Source organism: Kushneria indalinina DSM 14324 (assembly GCF_003385845.1).
Taxonomy (GTDB): Bacteria; Pseudomonadota; Gammaproteobacteria; order Pseudomonadales; family Halomonadaceae; genus Kushneria; species Kushneria indalinina.
Genome location: NZ_QRDJ01000006.1, coordinates 275,784 through 293,218, shown reverse-complemented (window position 1 = coordinate 293,218; position 17,435 = coordinate 275,784). Strand labels below are relative to the sequence as shown.

The window sequence follows — 17,435 nt, the reverse complement described above, 5'->3', positions numbered from 1 at the left end:
AGTCTCAATCTTCTGGGTAACTGGTGTGTGTCGATCTCTCATCGAGCCCAGCATCCGGGCCGTCGCGATCTGCCTTGTCGCGCAGTCGCTCGGCCAGTCGTTGACCGATCTCATCAAGACTCGGACTCTGACGGGAAGGCATCGGCGTCTCAATCGACGAGCGTTCTGAGGGCGCCTGCTCGCCGTCGGGCGAGTCGGTCGGCGCATCCTCCGTGTCATTGCTGCCTTCATTGGCAGCATCTTCGTTGGCAACACCCTCGCTGGCAATGTTTTCGCGGGCAGCGTCTTCATTGCCGGGTAGCGAGCCTTCGGTGGTCGCCGGGGCGCTGGATGTTTCTGCAGTGTCTACAGACTGCGCACCGGGGGTGAGCTGTTCAAGCCAGTCCACGGTTTCGCCCTCCTTCACCGCACTGATCGGCGGCAGCGCATCCAGGGTGCGCAGACCGAAATCATCCAGAAAGCCCCTGGTGGTGGCATAGACCGCCGGTCGCCCCGGCACATCGCGATGCCCGACCACCCGCACCCAGCCGCGCTCGACCAGGGTGCGCATGATCGAGGCGCTGACCGAGACGCCACGCACCTCTTCGATATCGGCGCGCGTGACCGGCTGACGATAGGCGATCAGGGCCAGCGTCTCCAGCAGGGCGCGCGAGTAGCGCTGCGGGCGCTCATCCCAGAGCCGCGACACCCAGGGGGAGAGCTCATCGCGCACACGCAGACGAAACCCCGATGCCGTCTCCTCAAGCACCAGTGCGCTGTGGCCCAGGCGCGCCTCGAGTGTGGCCAGCGCTTCGCGCAGCACCCGCCGGCCCGGGCGATCATGCTCGTCAAACACCGCCTCCAGTCGCTCGAGCGTCAGCGGCTCACCGGCGGCCAGCAGCACCCCTTCAAGAATCCGATCCAGCGGCGGCGTCATGAGCCACCTGCCTGTTCGTCCATTTCAAAGGGCTGCTCCTGCGACGATTCATCATCGTCCTGTGACGGCGCCTGCGCCCGCACATGAATGGGCGACAGCGGCGCGTTCTGTACGATCTCGATCAATCGCTCCTTGCTCAATTCCAGCATGGCCATGAAGGTCACCACTACCCCGGCCTTGCCCTCCTGTGGATCAAAGAGATCCTCGAACGAGGTGAACTGCTCCGAGTGAATGCGATCAAGGATGGCCATCATCCGCTCGCGGGTCGAGAACACCTCACGGGTAATCTGATGCTCCTTTTTGAAATCCACGCGCTGCATCAGACTGGACAGCGCGCCCAGAAGCTCTGAAAGCTCGACCTGCGGATGCTGCACGCGCGGCTGTAATGCAGGCAGCCCCGCCTCGGCCTGATACCAGTCACGCCCCTGGCGCGGCAGTTCATCGATGGCCTGAGCAGCCAGCTTGATCTGCTCATACTCCTGCAGGCGCCGCACCAGTGCCGCCGTCGGGTCCTCCTCGTCATCCTCTTCGTTTGAGCGGGGCGGACGCGGCAACAGCGTGCGCGACTTGATCTCGGCCAGCATCGCCGCCATCAGCAGATACTCGGCGGCCAAGTCGATCCCGCTGGCCTTCATGAGCTCCACATATTCGATGTACTGACGGGTCACGGCGGCCACATTGACGGCCAGAATATCGAGATTCTGACGCCGGATCAGATACAACAGCAGATCCAGCGGGCCCTCAAAGGTTTCCAGAAAGACACGCAGCGCTTCCGGCGGGATATAGAGATCCTCCGGCATGTCATGCAGGGGCTCACCGCCAACCATAACGGCAGGAGCCGCCTCGGGGGTCGGGCTGTGAAGGTCACCGGACTGGGTCATGGGATGCGACGCGAAGGCTCAAATGGAACGGGGCATTGACCCAAGTTTATCAGGCTGCCCCGTTTCCGGCATCCGCGTCCTGCTTTCCGCAGTCGGCACCGTTCAGGCCTGGCGCGCGGTGCGCGCAAAACGGCGGTAGGCAAAGGGCTCGTCGCGACCGGCCTCTTCCAGTGTCAGTGTCTGAACCTCGTCATGCCAGGGAGAGTACTGACAGATCGGGTCCATCTGACGCGCATCACCGGTCATCATCAGCGCCTGACAGCGACAGCCGCCATGGTCAATGTCGCGGCGATCGCAGCTCTGACACGTGTCGGGCAGGAAGTCGGTGCCGCGAAAGGCGTTGAAGGCCGGCGAGTGATACCAGATATCGGCCAGACCGCGCTCGCGCACATTCCAGAACTCGAGCCCCGGAATCGTCTGCGCCGCGTGACACGGCAGCCCCAGCCCCGAAGGCGTGATGTTGATCGTCTGGCGTCCCCAGCCGTTCATGCAGGGCTTGGGGCCGTGGGCGTAGTAGTCCGGCACCACCGAATCGATGGCCAGCCGGCCCTTGAGACGCGCCTGAGCGGCCTCGACCGCCCTCAGCGCCGTCATGACGTCCGCGCGGCGCGGCATCAACGCGCTGCGGTTGTGCAGGGCCCATCCGTAATACTGGGCGTGCGCCAGCTCCAGACGCTCGGCACCCAGCGCCAGCGCCAGATCGATAAACTCATCGATCTGATGAATATTGGCGCGATGGATCACCACGTTAAGCGTCAGCGGTAACCCCAGTGCTTTCACCTCACCGGCAAAGGCACACTTTTTCTCAAACGCCCCGCGCATGCCCGAGACGTGCTCGGTGACCTCATCGCTGGCGCCCTGAAAGGAGAGCTGAACGTGATCAAGCCCGGCGGCGTCGAGTGCGGCCAGTCGCTCGGGCGTGATACTCACACCCGCCGTAATCAGATTCGAATAGAGCCCTTCATGGGCACAGGTTTCAACCAGCTCGACCAGATCCGGACGTGCCGCCGGCTCCCCACCGGAGAGATGCACCTGCAAGACCCCAAGCCTTGAGGCCTCGCGCAGCACGCGCTGCCAGGCAGCGGTATCGAGTTCGTCACTGCGGCGCTCGAGCTCGACCGGGTTGGAGCAGTAGGGGCACTGCAGCGGACAGCGATGGGTCAGCTCGGCGAGCATCCCCATGGGGGGCGCGACGGTCGTATCGGTGTGCGTCAGGGCCGTCTCACTCATGTCGTCACCTCCAGCACGCCCCGGTCGATCAGGGCATGAAACAGGGCCAGCACGTCACGGCGGATCTGACCCCGCTCGGCATCAAAATCAGCGGCCAGCGCATCGACGATCTGCGCCACGCTTTGCTTGCCATCCACGTTTGTCATCACCGCATGCGCGATCGCATCGAGCTGAAAGATACGCTCCGGCGCCAGCAGCACCCAGCCGCCGCGCGCAGCGTCATGGCGCATGCGCACGCCTCTGGGCAGGCGCATCACGGTGTTGTCATTGAGGGCCTGATTCAAGGCGTGGCTCCGGTGATCAGACCACGCTCGCCGTCCCAGGCACCCGGCGGCCGGTGACCTTCCACATAGGCGTGCTGCAGGGCATCCAGCATCGTCCAGAGCACGTCGCACTTGAACACCAGCGCCTCCAGCACTGCCTGCTGCTGATCGGGGCGCCGGGCGTGCTCACGCACATAGGTCAGGGCCCGCTCGGCGTCGTGAGGGGCCTGAGTCAGACGCGGACGAAAATAATCCAGCGTCTCCTCGGAGACAAAATCGTAATGCGCAAGCATGCCCGAGACGCGGGTACCGATCACCTTCGGCGAGAACAGCTCGGTCAGCGATGAGGCAACCGCCTCCAGCAGGGTGCGATCACGCACGAAGTGGGTATAGGCCTCGACCGCAAAACGTGTCGCAGGCAGGATCGCGCGGGTCGAGCGCACCATGTCGCGCTCCAGCCCCAGCCCGTCGGTGAGCTTCAGCCAGCGCTCGATACCGCCTTCGCCGGGCGCCTCGCCATCGTGATCGACCAGCCGGCTGCGCCACTCGCGCCGCCACTCCGGGTCATCAAGGCGCGCCATCAAGGTGGCATCCTTGATGGGGATCATGGCCTGGTAGTAGTAGCGATTGAGCGCCCAGGCCCGCACCTGACAGCGGTTGAGCTCGCCACTCTGCAGCGCCAGCTGAAACGGATGGCGGTGGTGATAGCGCGCCTCGCCGATCTCGCGCAGACGCGCCTCCAGCGCCTCGGCGCTCATCGGCTCGGTCACGTCACTCAGTGGCGTATCAAACGAACTCAAGGCGTGATCTCCATACCGTCGAAGGCAATTTCCCAACCGGCGTCCTCGGCCTCGCGCCGCTCGGCGCTGTCCTCGATCAGGACGGGGTTGGTGTTGTTGATGTGAATGAAAACACGGCGGCCGATGTCTGAATCCGCCAGCGCCGTCATGCTGCCTTCGGGACCCGCCATCGACATGTGTCCCATGCGCTGTCCGGTCTTCTGGCCGACGCCGGCACGAAGCATCTCGTCGTCGCGCCACAGGGTGCCATCAAAGAGCAGCGCCGCGGCGCCTTCGAGCCGGTCGGCCAGACGGGGCGTGACGGTGGCGCAGCCGGGAATGTAGTAAAGCCGCTGGCCATCCAGCTCGAACTCGACGCCTACGGTCGACTCGCCCTCGGCGCCAATCTCCACCTCATCACCTTCCAGATAGAGCGCGGTCTTGCCCGGCACGGCAAACACGGTCGCCATGAGCCCGGGCAGCAGCTCGATTCGGCTGTCGAGCGCCACGTCGCGTCGCTCGACACAGTCGGGAGCGAGCACGTTAAAAATCGGGTTGTCGCGCAGCACGCCATGTATTTCGGGCGTGGCGTACAGGCGAAACGGCGAACGCTCGCGCAGGCTCAAAAGCCCCGCGATATGATCCACATCACCATTGGTGACCAGAATCGATTGAATCGGGGTATGACGGTCATCGCGACCGGGCTGAAGCGCCGGATCGCGCTGCAGCTGACTGAGCACCTCTGGCGCGCAGTTGATCAGCGCCCAGTGTTCGCCATCAACGGAGACGGCAATCGAGGACTGGGTTCGAGGGATAACGCGCTGGGGTTCGGCGCGTGCCAGCCGGCATACGCCGCAGCGGCAGTTCCATTGAGGCAGGCCGCCACCGGCGGCCGACCCCAGTACGCGAACGCGCAAACGCCGCGCACCTGCTGTGTCACTCTTCAATGTCGATTTCGATATCGGCAGGCAGGTAAACACTGGCTTCCATACCAGCACTGATTTCCTTGACTTCGGGGGCGGACCAGCTCATGAAAGACTCCTTGATCGCAAATGGATCGCATCACAATGGTGATAACGCTGCCGGATGGCAGCGGTTTTAACCTTAGCAGAATAACCGTGTTTGATGCTGCCCCTGTCAGGCGCCATCGGCACTGTCAGCGCGCCGATAGCGCCCTTCATAATCGAAGAGACGCTCACGCACCTGCCAGTAGCGCCCGACCTTGCGCCCCACCACGAAATCCGGGTGGCGCAGGCGCTCGCGCGAGGCGATCACCTCATCAATCGTGCTCGGCTGCCAGTCGCTGCCCGGGGCGCGCAGGTGCAGCTTCAGCCAGGCGTGATAAAAGGCGGTGCGCTGCGCGGGCGTCTCCATGGCGTACCACTCCGAGAGCGTGGCGCCGTCCTCATCCACATAGGTGACCTTGAGCCGGGCCAGACCACGACCGTTGGCGCTCTCTTCCAGCATCATGCCGCTGACCCTGAGCACCCTGGCGTCCCTGAGCTTGAGGGCATCACGCAGCTTGTCATCGGCATCGATCAGTTGCTCCTGGCAGTGATGGCAGCGCCGGGCCGCGATGTCATTCTGCGCCCCGCACTGCTCGCAGACCTTGTAGCGAAAGCGAAAGTCGCACTGCACCGGCCTGCCCTGCTCATCCTCCACCAGCCCCTGACAGCGCCGGCCGAAATGCTCGATCACCAGCTCGCCATCGCGCTTGCCCCAGAAGATGTTGGCAAAGCCGCACTCGGGGCACTCGACCTGCACCGGCTCGCTGTCGCTGTCCGGACGTGGCGCATCGATTTCGGGACCGTATAGCTCCCAGGGGTTGCCGGCATAATCCAGCACCAGACAATCACGCTTGCCGGGCGACAGACGCAGCCCGCGCCCGACAATCTGCTGATAGAGTCCGACCGATTCGGTCGGGCGCAAAATGGCAATCAGATCCACGTGCGGGGCGTCAAAGCCGGTGGTCAGTACCGCCACGTTGACCAGATATTTCAGCTCACGCGCCTTGAAGGACTCGATCAGCCGTTCGCGCTCGCGCCCGGGAGTGGTCCCGGTGACCAGTGCCGCTTCTGTGTCGGGCAGATAGCCCATGATCTCCTCAGCGTGGGCCACGGTGGCGGCAAAAATCATCACCCCCTGACGGTCATGGGCATTGGCCATGACATCCTCGATAATCACGGGCGTGGCCCGATTGCCGCTGACCACCCGGTTAAGATCGGATTCGGCGTACTGGCCGCCCACACGCGGCGACAGCTGCGAAAAGTCATAGCGGGCGATGGCGGCATCCACGCGTCGGGGTTCGGCCAGATAGCCCTGTTTGACCATGACGCGCAGGGGCTGCTCGAACACGCAGTCGCAGAAAAAGGAAGTCTCCGGGCCACGCACCATACCGTGGTAATGGCGGTGATAGATGAAGCCCTGCCCCAGTCGGTAGGGGGTCGCCGTCAGGCCCAGTACCTTGATATCCGGCCGACTCGCCCGCAAATGATCAATCACACGCTGGTAACTGCCGGGCTGCTGGCGACGCTTGCCGTCCGTGCTGTCCTCTACCATGGGCGCCACACGGTGGCATTCGTCGATCACCAGCAGCGTGAACTGGCCATCATTAAACGCGTCAAGGGCATTGATGACAGACTGTACCGAGCCAAAGACCACCTGGCGGTGCGAGTCCCGTCGCCCGAGGCCGGCACTGAAAATATCGGCACTGAGCCCATAGGCCTCATATTTGGCATGATTCTGTGCCACCAGTTCACGCACATGGGCCAGCACCAGCACGCGTCCGCGGGCGATCCGCGCCAGTTCGGCAATGACCAGACTCTTGCCGCTGCCGGTGGGCAGTACCACCACGGCCGGGTCGTGGCTGCGGCGAAAATGACCGACGACGCGCTCGACGGCCTCCTTTTGATAAGGGCGTAGCTGCGGGGGTGTCGTTAAAGACGCTGACATGTCCTTATACTGATCCTGTGATCCTTGAGTTCCGGGACTGGCTGGATGTTTAAAACCGTCACCTCTGGTGACCGAAGAGGCGCACAATGCAGGCCAACACACAGATCGAGCACTACATTGAAGGCCTGGGCGCCATGGATTTCCAGGTGGAAGCCATCGATACTCACGCCGCACGTATCACGCTTGAAAGCCTGGAGTTCGTGCTGGTCGTGGCCGAGGACGAGCCGGCCTTTTTTCAGCTGATGCTACCCGGCATCTGGCAGGCCGACGCCGGTACCGACCGCGCCCAGCTGCTCGACATTGCCAATGACGTCATGAATGCCATCAAGGCGGCCAAGGTCGTCATCCACGGCGAAGCCGTTCATGTCAGTGTGGAGCAGTTTGTAGAAGGTCCCGAACAGGGTGTGGCTCTGGTACCGGGTCTTCTGGAGCTGCTGCGAAGCGCGGTCGCCGAATTTCATGAACGCATGGGCATGGGGCCGGCGCCCAGAGTCCATTGACGCTGCGCCCGAGACCGCATCAACGCCGCAGGCCGCATACTGTTTTCGAAACACTCAATAGCTGCAGGGAGAATCATGATGAGCGCGACCAATGCCAATTTTGTCGTTCTGGCGGAATTTCGAATCAAGCAAGGCCAGCGCGATGCGTTTCTGGCGCTGGCCCACAACGACGCCAACGAGTCGCTGGCCAACGAAAGCGGTTGCCATCAGTTTGATGTGCTGGTGCCGGAAGAGGATGGCAACACCGTCATTCTTCATGAGGTCTACACCGACCGCGCCGCCTTTGACAACCACATGGCCATGCCCCACTACCAGCCGTTCAAGGAAGGCACCGACCCGCTGCTTGAACAGGAACCGACGGTACGCTTTTTGAGCCCCGCCGAGCGTCCTCAGAACTGAGTGTGACGCCATCGCACATGAAAGGGCCTCCTCTGGAGGCCCTTTTTTTTCATCGCAGGTTTGCCTCAGACGTATCTGAGGCCGGGCATGCTCAGCCCACCCACTTCCTGGCATTGCGAAACATGCGCATCCAGCCGCCGGCCTCGCGCCACTCTTCCGGGCGCCAGGAGTTGGTCACGGCGCGCGCCACACGTTCGGGGTGCGGCATCATGATGGTGACGCGGCCATCCTGCGAGGTGAGACCGGTAATGCCCGACGGCGAGCCGTTGGGGTTGGCCGGATAGCCGGTGGTGACCTCGCCGAAGTTGTCGACATAGCGCAGCGCAACCGTGCCGCTGCTTTGCGCCTGACGCAGATGAGCGCTGTCACGGAACTGCGCCTGCCCTTCGCCATGCGCCACGGCAATCGGCATTCGTGAGCCGGCCATGTCGGCCAGAAACAGCGACGGTGTCGACTCGACGCGCACCATCGACACGCGCGCCTCGTACTGCTCGGAGAGGTTGCGTACAAAGCGCGGCCAGTGATCGGCCCCCGGAATCAGCGACTTGAGCTGAGAGAGCATCTGACAGCCGTTACACACGCCAAGCGTAAAGGTGTCTTCGCGCTCGAAAAAGCGCGTGAACTGCTCGCGGCCACGCTCACTGAAGAGAATCGACTTCGCCCAGCCGCCGCCGGCGCCCAGTACGTCGCCATAGGAAAAGCCGCCGCAGGCCGCCGCCCCCTGGAAGTCGGCCAGATCCACGCGCCCTTCCAGAATGTCCGACATGTGAACGTCGATGGCCTCAAAACCGGCGTTGGTGAAGTTCCACGCCATCTCCAGCTGGCCGTTAACGCCCTGCTCGCGCAGGATCGCCACCCGGGGGGCTGCGCCCTGGTTGATAAAGGGTGCGGCCACGTCTTCGTCAACGTCATAGCTCAGGCTGGCATGCAGCCCCGGGTTACGGGTCTCGTCAAGGGCGTCAAACTCCTGACGAGCGCACTCCGGGTTGTCACGTCGTGCCTGCAGCTGATAGCTGGTTTCTGCCCAGCGGCGAATGGCGTGCACTCGCGTGGTCTCGATCAGCGCACTGTCATAGAGCGTCACCGAGAAGCGGTCATCCTGCGTCGGCGCACCGATGCGATGGACACATTCGCCCAATCCGGCCTCTTCAAACACAGCCTGTACAGCATCGAACTCGTCACGACGGATCTGAATCACCGCGCCCGGCTCCTCGGCAAACAGCGCCGCGGTGGCCTGGTGAGCATCGAGTACCAGGCTGTCCAGCGTGACCGAAAGACCACAGTGGCCGGCAAAGGCCATCTCGGCCAGCGTTGCCAGCAGCCCGCCGTCGCTGCGGTCGTGATAGGCCAGCAGCCGGCCGTCACGATTGAGCTTCTGGACAGCGTTGAAAAAGCCGGCCAGATCCTCGGGCTTGTCCAGATCCGGTGCGTGCGCGCCCAGCTGACCGTAGACCTGAGCCAGGGCCGAGCCGCCCAGACGGTTCTTGCCGCGGCCGAGATCGATCAGCACAAGCTCGGTGGTATCAACCGGGTCGAGCTGCGGGGTCAGGGTCCTGCGGGTATCACTGACCGGGGCAAAGGCCGAGATGATCAGCGACAGCGGTGCCGTCACGGACTTGTCGCGCTCGCCGTCGTGCCAGGCGGTACGCATCGACATCGAATCCTTGCCGACCGGAATGGCAATGCCCAGCGCCGGGCAGAGTTCCATGCCCACGGCATGGACCGCGTCATACAGGGCCTGATTTTCGCCCTCGTGATCGGCGGCACTCATCCAGTTGGCGGACAGCTTGATATCGCCAAGGGCCTCGATGGGGGCCGCGGCGATGTTGGTGATCGCCTCGGTCACGGCCAGACGTGCCGAGGCGGCCGATGAAATCAGCGCCGTGGGGGTACGCTCGCCCATCGCCATCGCCTCACCGGCGTGGGTATCAAAGGAGGCCGTGGTGACGGCACAGTCCGCCACCGGCACCTGCCAGGGGCCGACCATCTGATCGCGCACGCTCATGCCGCCCACGGTCCGGTCGCCAATCGTGATCAAAAAGCTTTTGGAGGCCACCGCCGGCAGCTGCAGCACCCGGTCCATGGCCTCGTTGAGGTCCAGATTGTCCAGCATCAGGGGCGGCTGGGCGGTCTCGCGGCGCTCGAAGCTGCGCTGCATTTTCGGCGGCTTGCCAAAGAGCACGCTCATGGGCAGATCAATGGGGCGGCTCTCAAAGTGCTTGTCCACCACCGTGATCTCGTGCGCCTCGGTCGCCTCACCGACCACGGCGAACGGGCAGCGCTCACGCGCGCACAGCGACTCGAAATATTCGATCGATGCCGGTGCCACCGCCAGCACATAGCGCTCCTGCGCCTCGTTGCACCAGATTTCCAGCGGTGTCATCCCCGGCTCGGCGCTGGGCACCTCGCGCAGATTGAACAGTCCGCCACGACCGCCGTCCTTGACCAGTTCCGGCAGCGCATTGGACAGACCGCCGGCCCCCACGTCATGGATAAAGCTGATCGGATTGTCTTCGCCCAGCGCGATACAGCGATCGATGACTTCCTGGGCGCGGCGCTCCATTTCGGCGTTATCGCGCTGCACCGAGGCAAAATCCAGCGCATCGCTGGTACTGCCGGAGGCCACCGATGAGGCCGCCCCGCCGCCCAGCCCGATCAGCATGGCCGGCCCGCCCATGACGATCAGCCTTGCCCCAACGGCGATCTCGCCCTTGAGCACGTGTTCATCGCGCACGCTGCCATAGCCGCCGGCGAGCATGATGGGCTTGTGATAGCCGCGCCGCTCGACGCCGGCCGGGCCGACCACATCATGCTCATAGGTACGGAAATAGCCGTTGAGCGCCGGACGGCCGAACTCGTTGTTGAATGCCGCCGCGCCGATGGGCGCCTCGATCATGATCTCCAGCGCGCTCTTGATGCGCTCGGGCTTGCCGTAATCAAACGCCTCCCAGGGCTGTAACAGCTCGGGGATACGCAGGTTGGAGACGGTAAAGCCGGTCAGGCCGGCCTTGGGCTTGCCACCGCGACCGGTGGCGCCCTCGTCACGGATCTCGCCGCCGGCGCCGGTCGCCGCCCCTGGATAGGGGGCAATGGCCGTCGGGTGATTGTGCGTTTCGACCTTCATCAGGATGTGGATCGGCTCCTGATGGGTCACAAAACGAAAGTCCCGGCTGTCGGCCAGAAAGCGCCCCGCTTCATGACCACGAATAATGGCCGCGTTGTCGCTGTAGGCCGACAGCACGTTGTCCGGCGAGCACTGGTGCGTATTGCGAATCATGCCGAACAGCGAGTGTTGTTGCGCCTGTCCGTCAATGCGCCAGTCGGCGTTGAAGATCTTGTGGCGGCAGTGCTCGGAGTTGGCCTGAGCAAACATCATCAGTTCGACATCACTGGGGTTGCGCCCAAGTCCGGTAAAGGACTCGACCAGATAGTCGATCTCGTCTTCGGCCAGTGCCAGACCCAGGGTGACATTGGCCGCCATCAGCGCCTCGCGTCCGCCATGGAGAATATCGACATGGCTTTCCGGGGCAGGCTGATGCCTCTGAAACAGCTTTGCGGCATCGCTTGCGTCCACCAGCACCGTCTGCGTCATGCGATCGGCCAGCACCTGACGGATCGCCTCGACCTCTTCTCTTGACGGCAGCGCGTCGGTTTCGATGAAGTAGGCCACGCCGGCTTCGATGCGACGCACCTCGTGCAGCCCGCAGTTATGGGCGATATCAGTGGCCTTGGAAGACCACGGCGAGACGGTGCCAAAGCGCGGCACGACCAGATAAAGAGCGCCGGCCGGGACCGGGGCGGTACTGTCACTGGCCTCCAGCAGCGCACAAAGACGCTCGAGTGCCTCGGCCCCCGGCGCCTGCTCGACGTCCAGAAAATAGCGGTGCATCGCATGCACGCCTGTCACGCCCGGCATCGCCTCACGTAGACGGGCAAGCAGACGGGCGTGACGGAAGGAAGAAAGGGCACTCTGGCCGTGCAGTTCGAGCATGACGAACGAAGCCTCTACTGACTGACAGGAAATGAGGTGTTGTGCGGGGACACAGGTTGCCGCTGTCCCCGTATTGAAACAGCGCCAGGCGGCGAGCACGTCATCATACTGGAAAGCGCCCCGTGAGGCGAAGGTCGACCAGGCAAGAGCCCAATGGGCGAATATCAGTCGAAAGACTGAGACTATCGTGCAGGTAAGACCCATCGACTAGCCGGGGCCATCCCTCGTCGGTATCTTGAGGCCTCTTTCAAACGGCCGTTTCTCCCCATGTACAGGCACTTTCTACGCACAACCCGAAGGATTGCAGGGCTTGTGGCAGCGCTTTTGCTGTTGCTGACGCCTGCCCGCGCGATCTCGACGTGGTCTGCAGAAATGATGCCAGCGTCCATGATGCCCCGCACCACACTGTCTGACATCCAGCAGCGCGATTTTCTGGCCATTGCCACACGCAATACACCGACCACCTTTTACGAGGGGCGACAGGGGCCGACCGGATTCGAGTTCGAGCTTTTCCGCCGGTTTGCCGACGATCTGGGGGTCAGTCTTGCCGTAGAGGATGATCACCACATCAACGGTGTGCTGAACCATGTTGCCGATGGCCGTACCGACATCGGGGCGGCAGGCCTGGTGCTGGGTCAAAAGCGCCAGGACGTGACCTACTCTCAGCCGATCATGTCGATGCAGCCCATGGTGGCGTATCGGCGCGGCATGACAACGCCCAAAACGATCGAGGATCTGGACGGTCTGGACATTGGCACGGTCGCCGGTGCCGGCACCAGTCAGGTACTACATGAACTGCAGAAAACGCATCCGTCCCTGACCTGGCGGGAAAGCCCCGACATTGAAACCACGGATCTTCTGAAAATGGTGGAAAGCGGCGAGCTTGATGCGGCGGTGGTCTATGCGCACGAGTTCAAGTTAAGCCGCCTGTTCTTTCCGGACGTGGCCAGCGCGCTGACCATCGGCGAGCCCGTTACCCTGGCATGGGCCTTCCCGGCCAGTACTGACCCCTCCCTGGTGGAGCGTGCCAATGCCTTTATCCATCAGATGCGGCGCTCCGGCGATCTGGAACTTCTGACGCAGCAGTATTTCGGCCACGATGACTACCTTGAATATGTCGGTGCGCGGCGCTTTATCGCTCAGGCACAGACACATCTGGATCAATGGATGCCCGAGTTCAAGCGTGCCGCCGGCAACACCGGCTTTGACTGGAAGCTTCTGGCGGCCGTGGGCTATCAGGAATCGCACTGGCAGCCGGATGCCGTCTCCCCCACGGGCGTCAAGGGGCTGATGATGCTGACTCGGGACACTGCCCGGCACATGAACGTGTCCAACCGCAAGGATCCGAAGCAGAGCATTGACGGCGGCGCCCGCTATCTGCGCTATCTGCATGACCGCATCCCGGAAGAGGTTGCTGAACCGGACAGGACGTGGATGACCCTGGCCGCCTATAATCTGGGGCTTGGCCACCTCTATGATGCGCGACGGCTGGCACGTCTTCAGGGCTTCGATCCCGATCAGTGGGACACGATCAGAAAGATGCTGCCCCTCCTGCAGGAGAGCCACTGGTATAATCGCGTGGAACACGGCTTTGCCCGTGGTAGTGTGGCCGCACTCTATGTGCGCAACATCAAACGTTACGAAGAGATTCTGGGCTGGGTAGAACGCAGTCAGCATCAATTCTCATCGCTTGAGCGTGCTACCGCCAGCAACACCACCACTCCAGTCTTTGAGACCGTGCCGCCTGTTCCATGAGAGCCCTTTTCACCCGCCATGGTGACCTGTTACTGACCCTGCTTGCCCTGCCGTGCGTCGTGACAGGATGGTGGCTGACGCATGCTCTGGAACATCTGCTGCTGGCCATGGTGGGTATGGTCATGCTGTCAAGGCTTGCGATGAACGTCGCCGGAAAGTGGCACCCTCATCTCCTGAAGCCTTTTGCTCTGACAGTGACCGCCGCCACCTTGATACCACTGCTGGCGCTACTGGGCTCCTTTGTGCTGCCGGACAGCGTCATGAATTACGGGCAGTGGGCGCGGCTATTTGATCACTGGCCCGGCCAGGTGCCCTTCTACTCCCTTCGCCCTTCCATCCTGATCACCCTGGTGCTGCTGCTTTTATTGCTGCTGCCGCTTTTTCCCTCTCGCCCCGGAGGAATTGCGCCCATCGCCCTTGCCATGGCAGCCATTCTGACAGGCATGCACCTGATCGAGCAGCACTGGTTCATTTCGCTGCATGAAGTGTCGCTGTCAACGCTCACCCTGCTGGCCATCGGGTTATTGCTGACCGCCGAGGCCGCTGCGCAATGGTCGCCACACCGCCCCGGCGCTACCGGCATTGCACTGGCCGCCTCAATGGCCGTATTACTGGTACTGCTGGTGCTCTGGCACTATCACAACAGTCAGAACATTCGTGAGGTCAATCAGGTGGCCCGCACGCGCATCGATACCCTGAGCGAGCGCCTCGGGCAGGAGATCAACGTCAGCGACCAGGCCATGCAACGCTTTGCCATCAGCTGGGACAGCGCCGGCGGCCCCCCTTCCAGCCGTGCCTGGACCCATCGTGCCCGACGCCTTGTCGAGCATTTTGGCTACATGAAAACGATTGCCTATATCAGCCGTCAGGGGCCACGCATCATGCATGCCTATCCGCGGCGCACCAATCAGCCGCTGCTGGGTCATCATGTGCTTTCAAACGATGACGACGACGCGCTGGCCGGTGCCCTGCGCGGGAAGGCCAGCGCGACCGGCATGGTTAATCTGACCAACGGCGGCCGTGGCGTGATCCTTTATCAGCCCGTTCGTGATCTCGACAGCACTGCCATCCACGGCGCGGCGGCCTTCGTGGTCGACCCGGCCCGTCTTTTCGCCACACTCGATGACGCCCGGGACAACCACGACTTTCGCATTCGGGTCATGCAGGGCGGCGACACGCTTTACAGCTCCGACACCCGCGACACCCTGAGCATGCTCGAGCACTGCAATATTTTGCAGCTGGGACAGAGCAACTTCACGATCTGTGCCGAGGCAAGCTACGCCCGGCTGTTTGACGAGCGCTCCAAACTGCCGGCCATTGTGTTAATCACCGGGCTGATCTTTACCTGGATGATCTATCTGCTGATGTATTTTCATCACCGTCTGCGCCGGCGCCACAGCGGCATCAAGGATGCCAACTATCGGCTGCGCGGCGAGGTGGAAAAGCGCATCGCCCTGCACCAGGAAGTGGAGTGGCTGGCGCAGCATGACGAACTGACAGGGCTGCCCAATCGGCGTTACTTCAGCCAGTGGGTCGACGCTCTTGATGCCTCACGGCCCAGAACGGTCATTCTGCTGGATATCGATCACTTCAAGCAGATCAACGATCAACTGGGGCACCCCACGGGGGATGATTATCTAAAGCGCGTGGCACACCGACTTCAGGCGCTCGTGACCGCCAATGGGGGGCTGTTGGCTCGCTTCGGTGGCGAGGAATTCATTGCCTGTTTGCCGGGGGTCACGCCCGGGAAGGCGGCAGAGATTGGCGAGCAGCTTCGTCACGGTATCGAGAGGCTGGCCCTGCCCAGACATGATGCGCGTGCCCCTGTCACCATCAGCGCCGGGCTGATTACCACCCGCCGCGCCAGCGACGCCCTGTCGGATCTGATCCAGACCGCGGATCAGGCGCTTTATCGTGCCAAGCTGGCAGGCCGCAATCGTGTCGAAGTCGCCGGGGCACTGGATGCCCGGCCCCCGGAGACTCAGGAAGACTGACGGCGCTTTTCAAAAAAGGTCTTTAAAAGCCGCCGGGCAGGCGCTGCCAGTATGCCTGACACCACTTCGACGTCGTGATTGTGCCAGGGCTGGGCAAAGAGATTGGCCCTTGACTGCGCCATGCCGGTTCTGGGCTCCGGCGCACCATAGACGACCCGCTTGATGCGGGCATGAATGATGGCGCCGGTACACATCAGACAGGGCTCGACCGTGACATACAGCGTGCAGCCGGTCAGTCGGTAGTTGTCGGTACGCCGACCGGCGTCACGCAGTGCCTGCACCTCGGCATGCGCCGTCGGGTCGTGTCGCCCGACCGGTGCGTTGAACCCCTCACCAATAACCTCGCCTTCGGCACTGACCACGACCGCACCGACCGGCACTTCTTCCGCGGCCAGCGCCAGATGAGCCTGATCCAGTGCCCGGTGCATATAGAATTCGTTGCTGTGCATGAATCGCTTCCGTCAGTGGTGAGTCTGCCGCCCGTATGGGCCGTGCATGATGATATAAAAAAACCGGCGCCCTGGGGCACCGGTTTGAACGTGACAGCATCGTGCTGCGAAACTATTGGATCAGGCCGCGTTCTCTTCCTTGATGGAGGCCATGTCAATCACGAAGCGATAGCGCACATCGCCCTTTTGCATGCGATCCCAGGCTTCATTGATTTGATCAATGTTGATCATCTCGACATCGCAGGTGATGCCATGTTCGGCGCAGAACTCCAGAACTTCCTGGGTTTCGGGCATGCCGCCGATCAGCGATCCGGCCAGCACGCGGCGACGAAAGACCAGATTGGCGCCGCTGACGGCCGGATCGATAGGCTCGAGCAGGCCCACCAGAATATGCGTGCCGTCGGGCTTGAGCGCATTGAGGTAGGGGTTGATGTCATGCTGAACCGGGACGGTATCGAGCATGAAATCAAAGGTCTCGGTGATGGCGGCCATCTGCTCATCATCGGTGGAGATCACCACATGATCGGCGCCCTGCTCTTTCGCCTCGGCGACCTTGGACTCGGAGCGGGTAAAGAGCGTGACCTCGGCGCCCAGCGCACTGGCAAGCTTCACACCCATATGGCCCAGACCGCCCATACCGATGACACCCACCTTGTCGCCCGGCTTGACGCCGTAGTGCTTGAGCGGTGAATAGGTGGTGATCCCGGCACACAGCAGCGGTGCGGCGGATTTGAGATCGATGCCTTCGGGCATGCGCACCACGAATCGCTCGCTGACCACGACCGAGTCGGAATAGCCGCCCTGGGTCAGAGTATTGTCGTGCCGGTCAGGGCTGCCATAGGTCATGGTGAACCCTTCGGCGCAGTACTGCTCAAGACCGCTGCTGCAGGAATTGCACTGACGGCAGGAATCCACCATGCAGCCCACGCCCACGATATCGCCTGCCTTGTACTTCGTGACGTCATCGCCCACGGCGGTGACACGGCCCACGATTTCATGCCCCGGGACGACCGGATAGGCGGCCATGCCCCAGTCATCGCGGGCAAAGTGAAGATCACTGTGGCAGACGCCGCAGTACATGATCTCGATGGAGACATCGTCGGGGCGCGGCGTACGGCGCTCAAAGCTCCAGGGAGCGAGCGGTGTTTCAGCGCTATGGGCGGCATAGCCCTTGGCGGGGGTCGACATGAATACTTCTCCTGCGCGTAATGCGTCAAAACTGGATACCCACCTTCGAGCAGGTATCTTCAAGTGGTCCCAGTCTGATCCCGAAATCACTGTCATGCCATACACGGTCCTGCCTTGTATTTGCCTATTCCTGCGCGA

The 17,435-nt window shown here is 62.6% G+C and carries 14 protein-coding genes; 4 read left to right on the top strand and 10 right to left on the bottom strand.

Translation table 11 applies throughout. The features are described 5' to 3' along the window. Positions 1–4: 4 nt before the first annotated feature. The 7 genes from scpB to radD form a co-directional block, all read right to left on the bottom strand. Positions 5–916: an SMC-Scp complex subunit ScpB gene (scpB, locus tag C8D72_RS01375; protein WP_115852632.1), complete on the bottom strand. Its 912-nt coding sequence runs from the start codon at positions 914–916 to the stop codon at positions 5–7. Next, positions 913–1,797: a segregation and condensation protein A gene (locus C8D72_RS01370; RefSeq protein ID WP_115852631.1), complete on the bottom strand. Its 885-nt coding sequence runs from the start codon at positions 1,795–1,797 to the stop codon at positions 913–915. Before C8D72_RS01370 ends, scpB begins: the two co-directional genes overlap by 4 nt. Positions 1,798–1,899: 102 nt before the next feature. Further along, positions 1,900–3,027 carry a pyrroloquinoline quinone biosynthesis protein PqqE gene (gene pqqE, locus C8D72_RS01365; RefSeq protein WP_115852630.1) on the bottom strand — a complete coding sequence of 376 codons (1,128 nt, stop codon included), beginning with the start codon at positions 3,025–3,027 and terminating at the stop codon, positions 1,900–1,902. Continuing rightward, a complete protein-coding gene (gene pqqD, locus C8D72_RS01360) occupies positions 3,024–3,311 on the bottom strand; it encodes a pyrroloquinoline quinone biosynthesis peptide chaperone PqqD (protein WP_115852629.1) in 288 nt (95 codons plus the stop codon). Before pqqD ends, pqqE begins: the two co-directional genes overlap by 4 nt. Next, entirely contained in the window at positions 3,308–4,090 is a 783-nt protein-coding gene (gene pqqC / locus C8D72_RS01355; RefSeq protein WP_245955109.1) for a pyrroloquinoline-quinone synthase PqqC, read from the bottom strand. Before pqqC ends, pqqD begins: the two co-directional genes overlap by 4 nt. Beyond that, positions 4,087–4,986 carry a pyrroloquinoline quinone biosynthesis protein PqqB gene (gene pqqB, locus C8D72_RS01350; protein WP_115852628.1) on the bottom strand — a complete coding sequence of 300 codons (900 nt, stop codon included), beginning with the start codon at positions 4,984–4,986 and terminating at the stop codon, positions 4,087–4,089. Before pqqB ends, pqqC begins: the two co-directional genes overlap by 4 nt. 220 nt (positions 4,987–5,206) lie before the next feature. Beyond that, positions 5,207–7,021, bottom strand: a complete 1,815-nt coding sequence (gene radD, locus C8D72_RS01340; RefSeq protein ID WP_115852627.1) for a DNA repair helicase RadD — start codon at positions 7,019–7,021, stop codon at positions 5,207–5,209. A gap of 86 nt (positions 7,022–7,107) precedes the next feature. Here radD and C8D72_RS01335 point away from each other — a divergent pair, with 86 nt between their 5' ends. Both C8D72_RS01335 and C8D72_RS01330 read left to right on the top strand, forming a co-directional pair. Continuing rightward, positions 7,108–7,521 (top strand): hypothetical protein, encoded by a 414-nt coding sequence (locus tag C8D72_RS01335; protein ID WP_115852626.1) that lies wholly within the window; start codon positions 7,108–7,110, stop codon positions 7,519–7,521. 78 nt (positions 7,522–7,599) lie between these two features. Beyond that, positions 7,600–7,920 (top strand): putative quinol monooxygenase, encoded by a 321-nt coding sequence (locus tag C8D72_RS01330; RefSeq protein WP_115852625.1) that lies wholly within the window; start codon positions 7,600–7,602, stop codon positions 7,918–7,920. A gap of 91 nt (positions 7,921–8,011) precedes the next feature. Here the strand turns inward: C8D72_RS01330 and purL are convergent, their stop codons facing one another. Further along, on the bottom strand, positions 8,012–11,911 hold the full coding sequence (gene purL / locus C8D72_RS01325; RefSeq protein ID WP_115852624.1) for a phosphoribosylformylglycinamidine synthase: 3,900 nt from the start codon (positions 11,909–11,911) through the stop codon (positions 8,012–8,014). Between the two features lie 267 nt (positions 11,912–12,178). Between purL and mltF the strand changes: the two genes are divergently transcribed. Beyond that, a complete protein-coding gene (mltF, locus tag C8D72_RS01320) occupies positions 12,179–13,666 on the top strand; it encodes a membrane-bound lytic murein transglycosylase MltF (RefSeq protein WP_115852623.1) in 1,488 nt (495 codons plus the stop codon). After that, on the top strand, positions 13,663–15,660 hold the full coding sequence (locus tag C8D72_RS01315; protein ID WP_115852622.1) for a sensor domain-containing diguanylate cyclase: 1,998 nt from the start codon (positions 13,663–13,665) through the stop codon (positions 15,658–15,660). Before mltF ends, C8D72_RS01315 begins: the two co-directional genes overlap by 4 nt. On the opposite strand, the gene tadA is transcribed toward C8D72_RS01315, so the two are convergent. Next, positions 15,648–16,109, bottom strand: coding sequence for a tRNA adenosine(34) deaminase TadA (gene tadA / locus C8D72_RS01310; protein WP_115852621.1), 462 nt, complete (start codon positions 16,107–16,109; stop codon positions 15,648–15,650). The two genes, C8D72_RS01315 and tadA, sit on opposite strands and share 13 nt — an antisense overlap. A gap of 120 nt (positions 16,110–16,229) precedes the next feature. After that, on the bottom strand, positions 16,230–17,297 hold the full coding sequence (locus tag C8D72_RS01305) for an NAD(P)-dependent alcohol dehydrogenase (protein ID WP_115852620.1): 1,068 nt from the start codon (positions 17,295–17,297) through the stop codon (positions 16,230–16,232). Positions 17,298–17,435 lie beyond the last annotated feature (138 nt).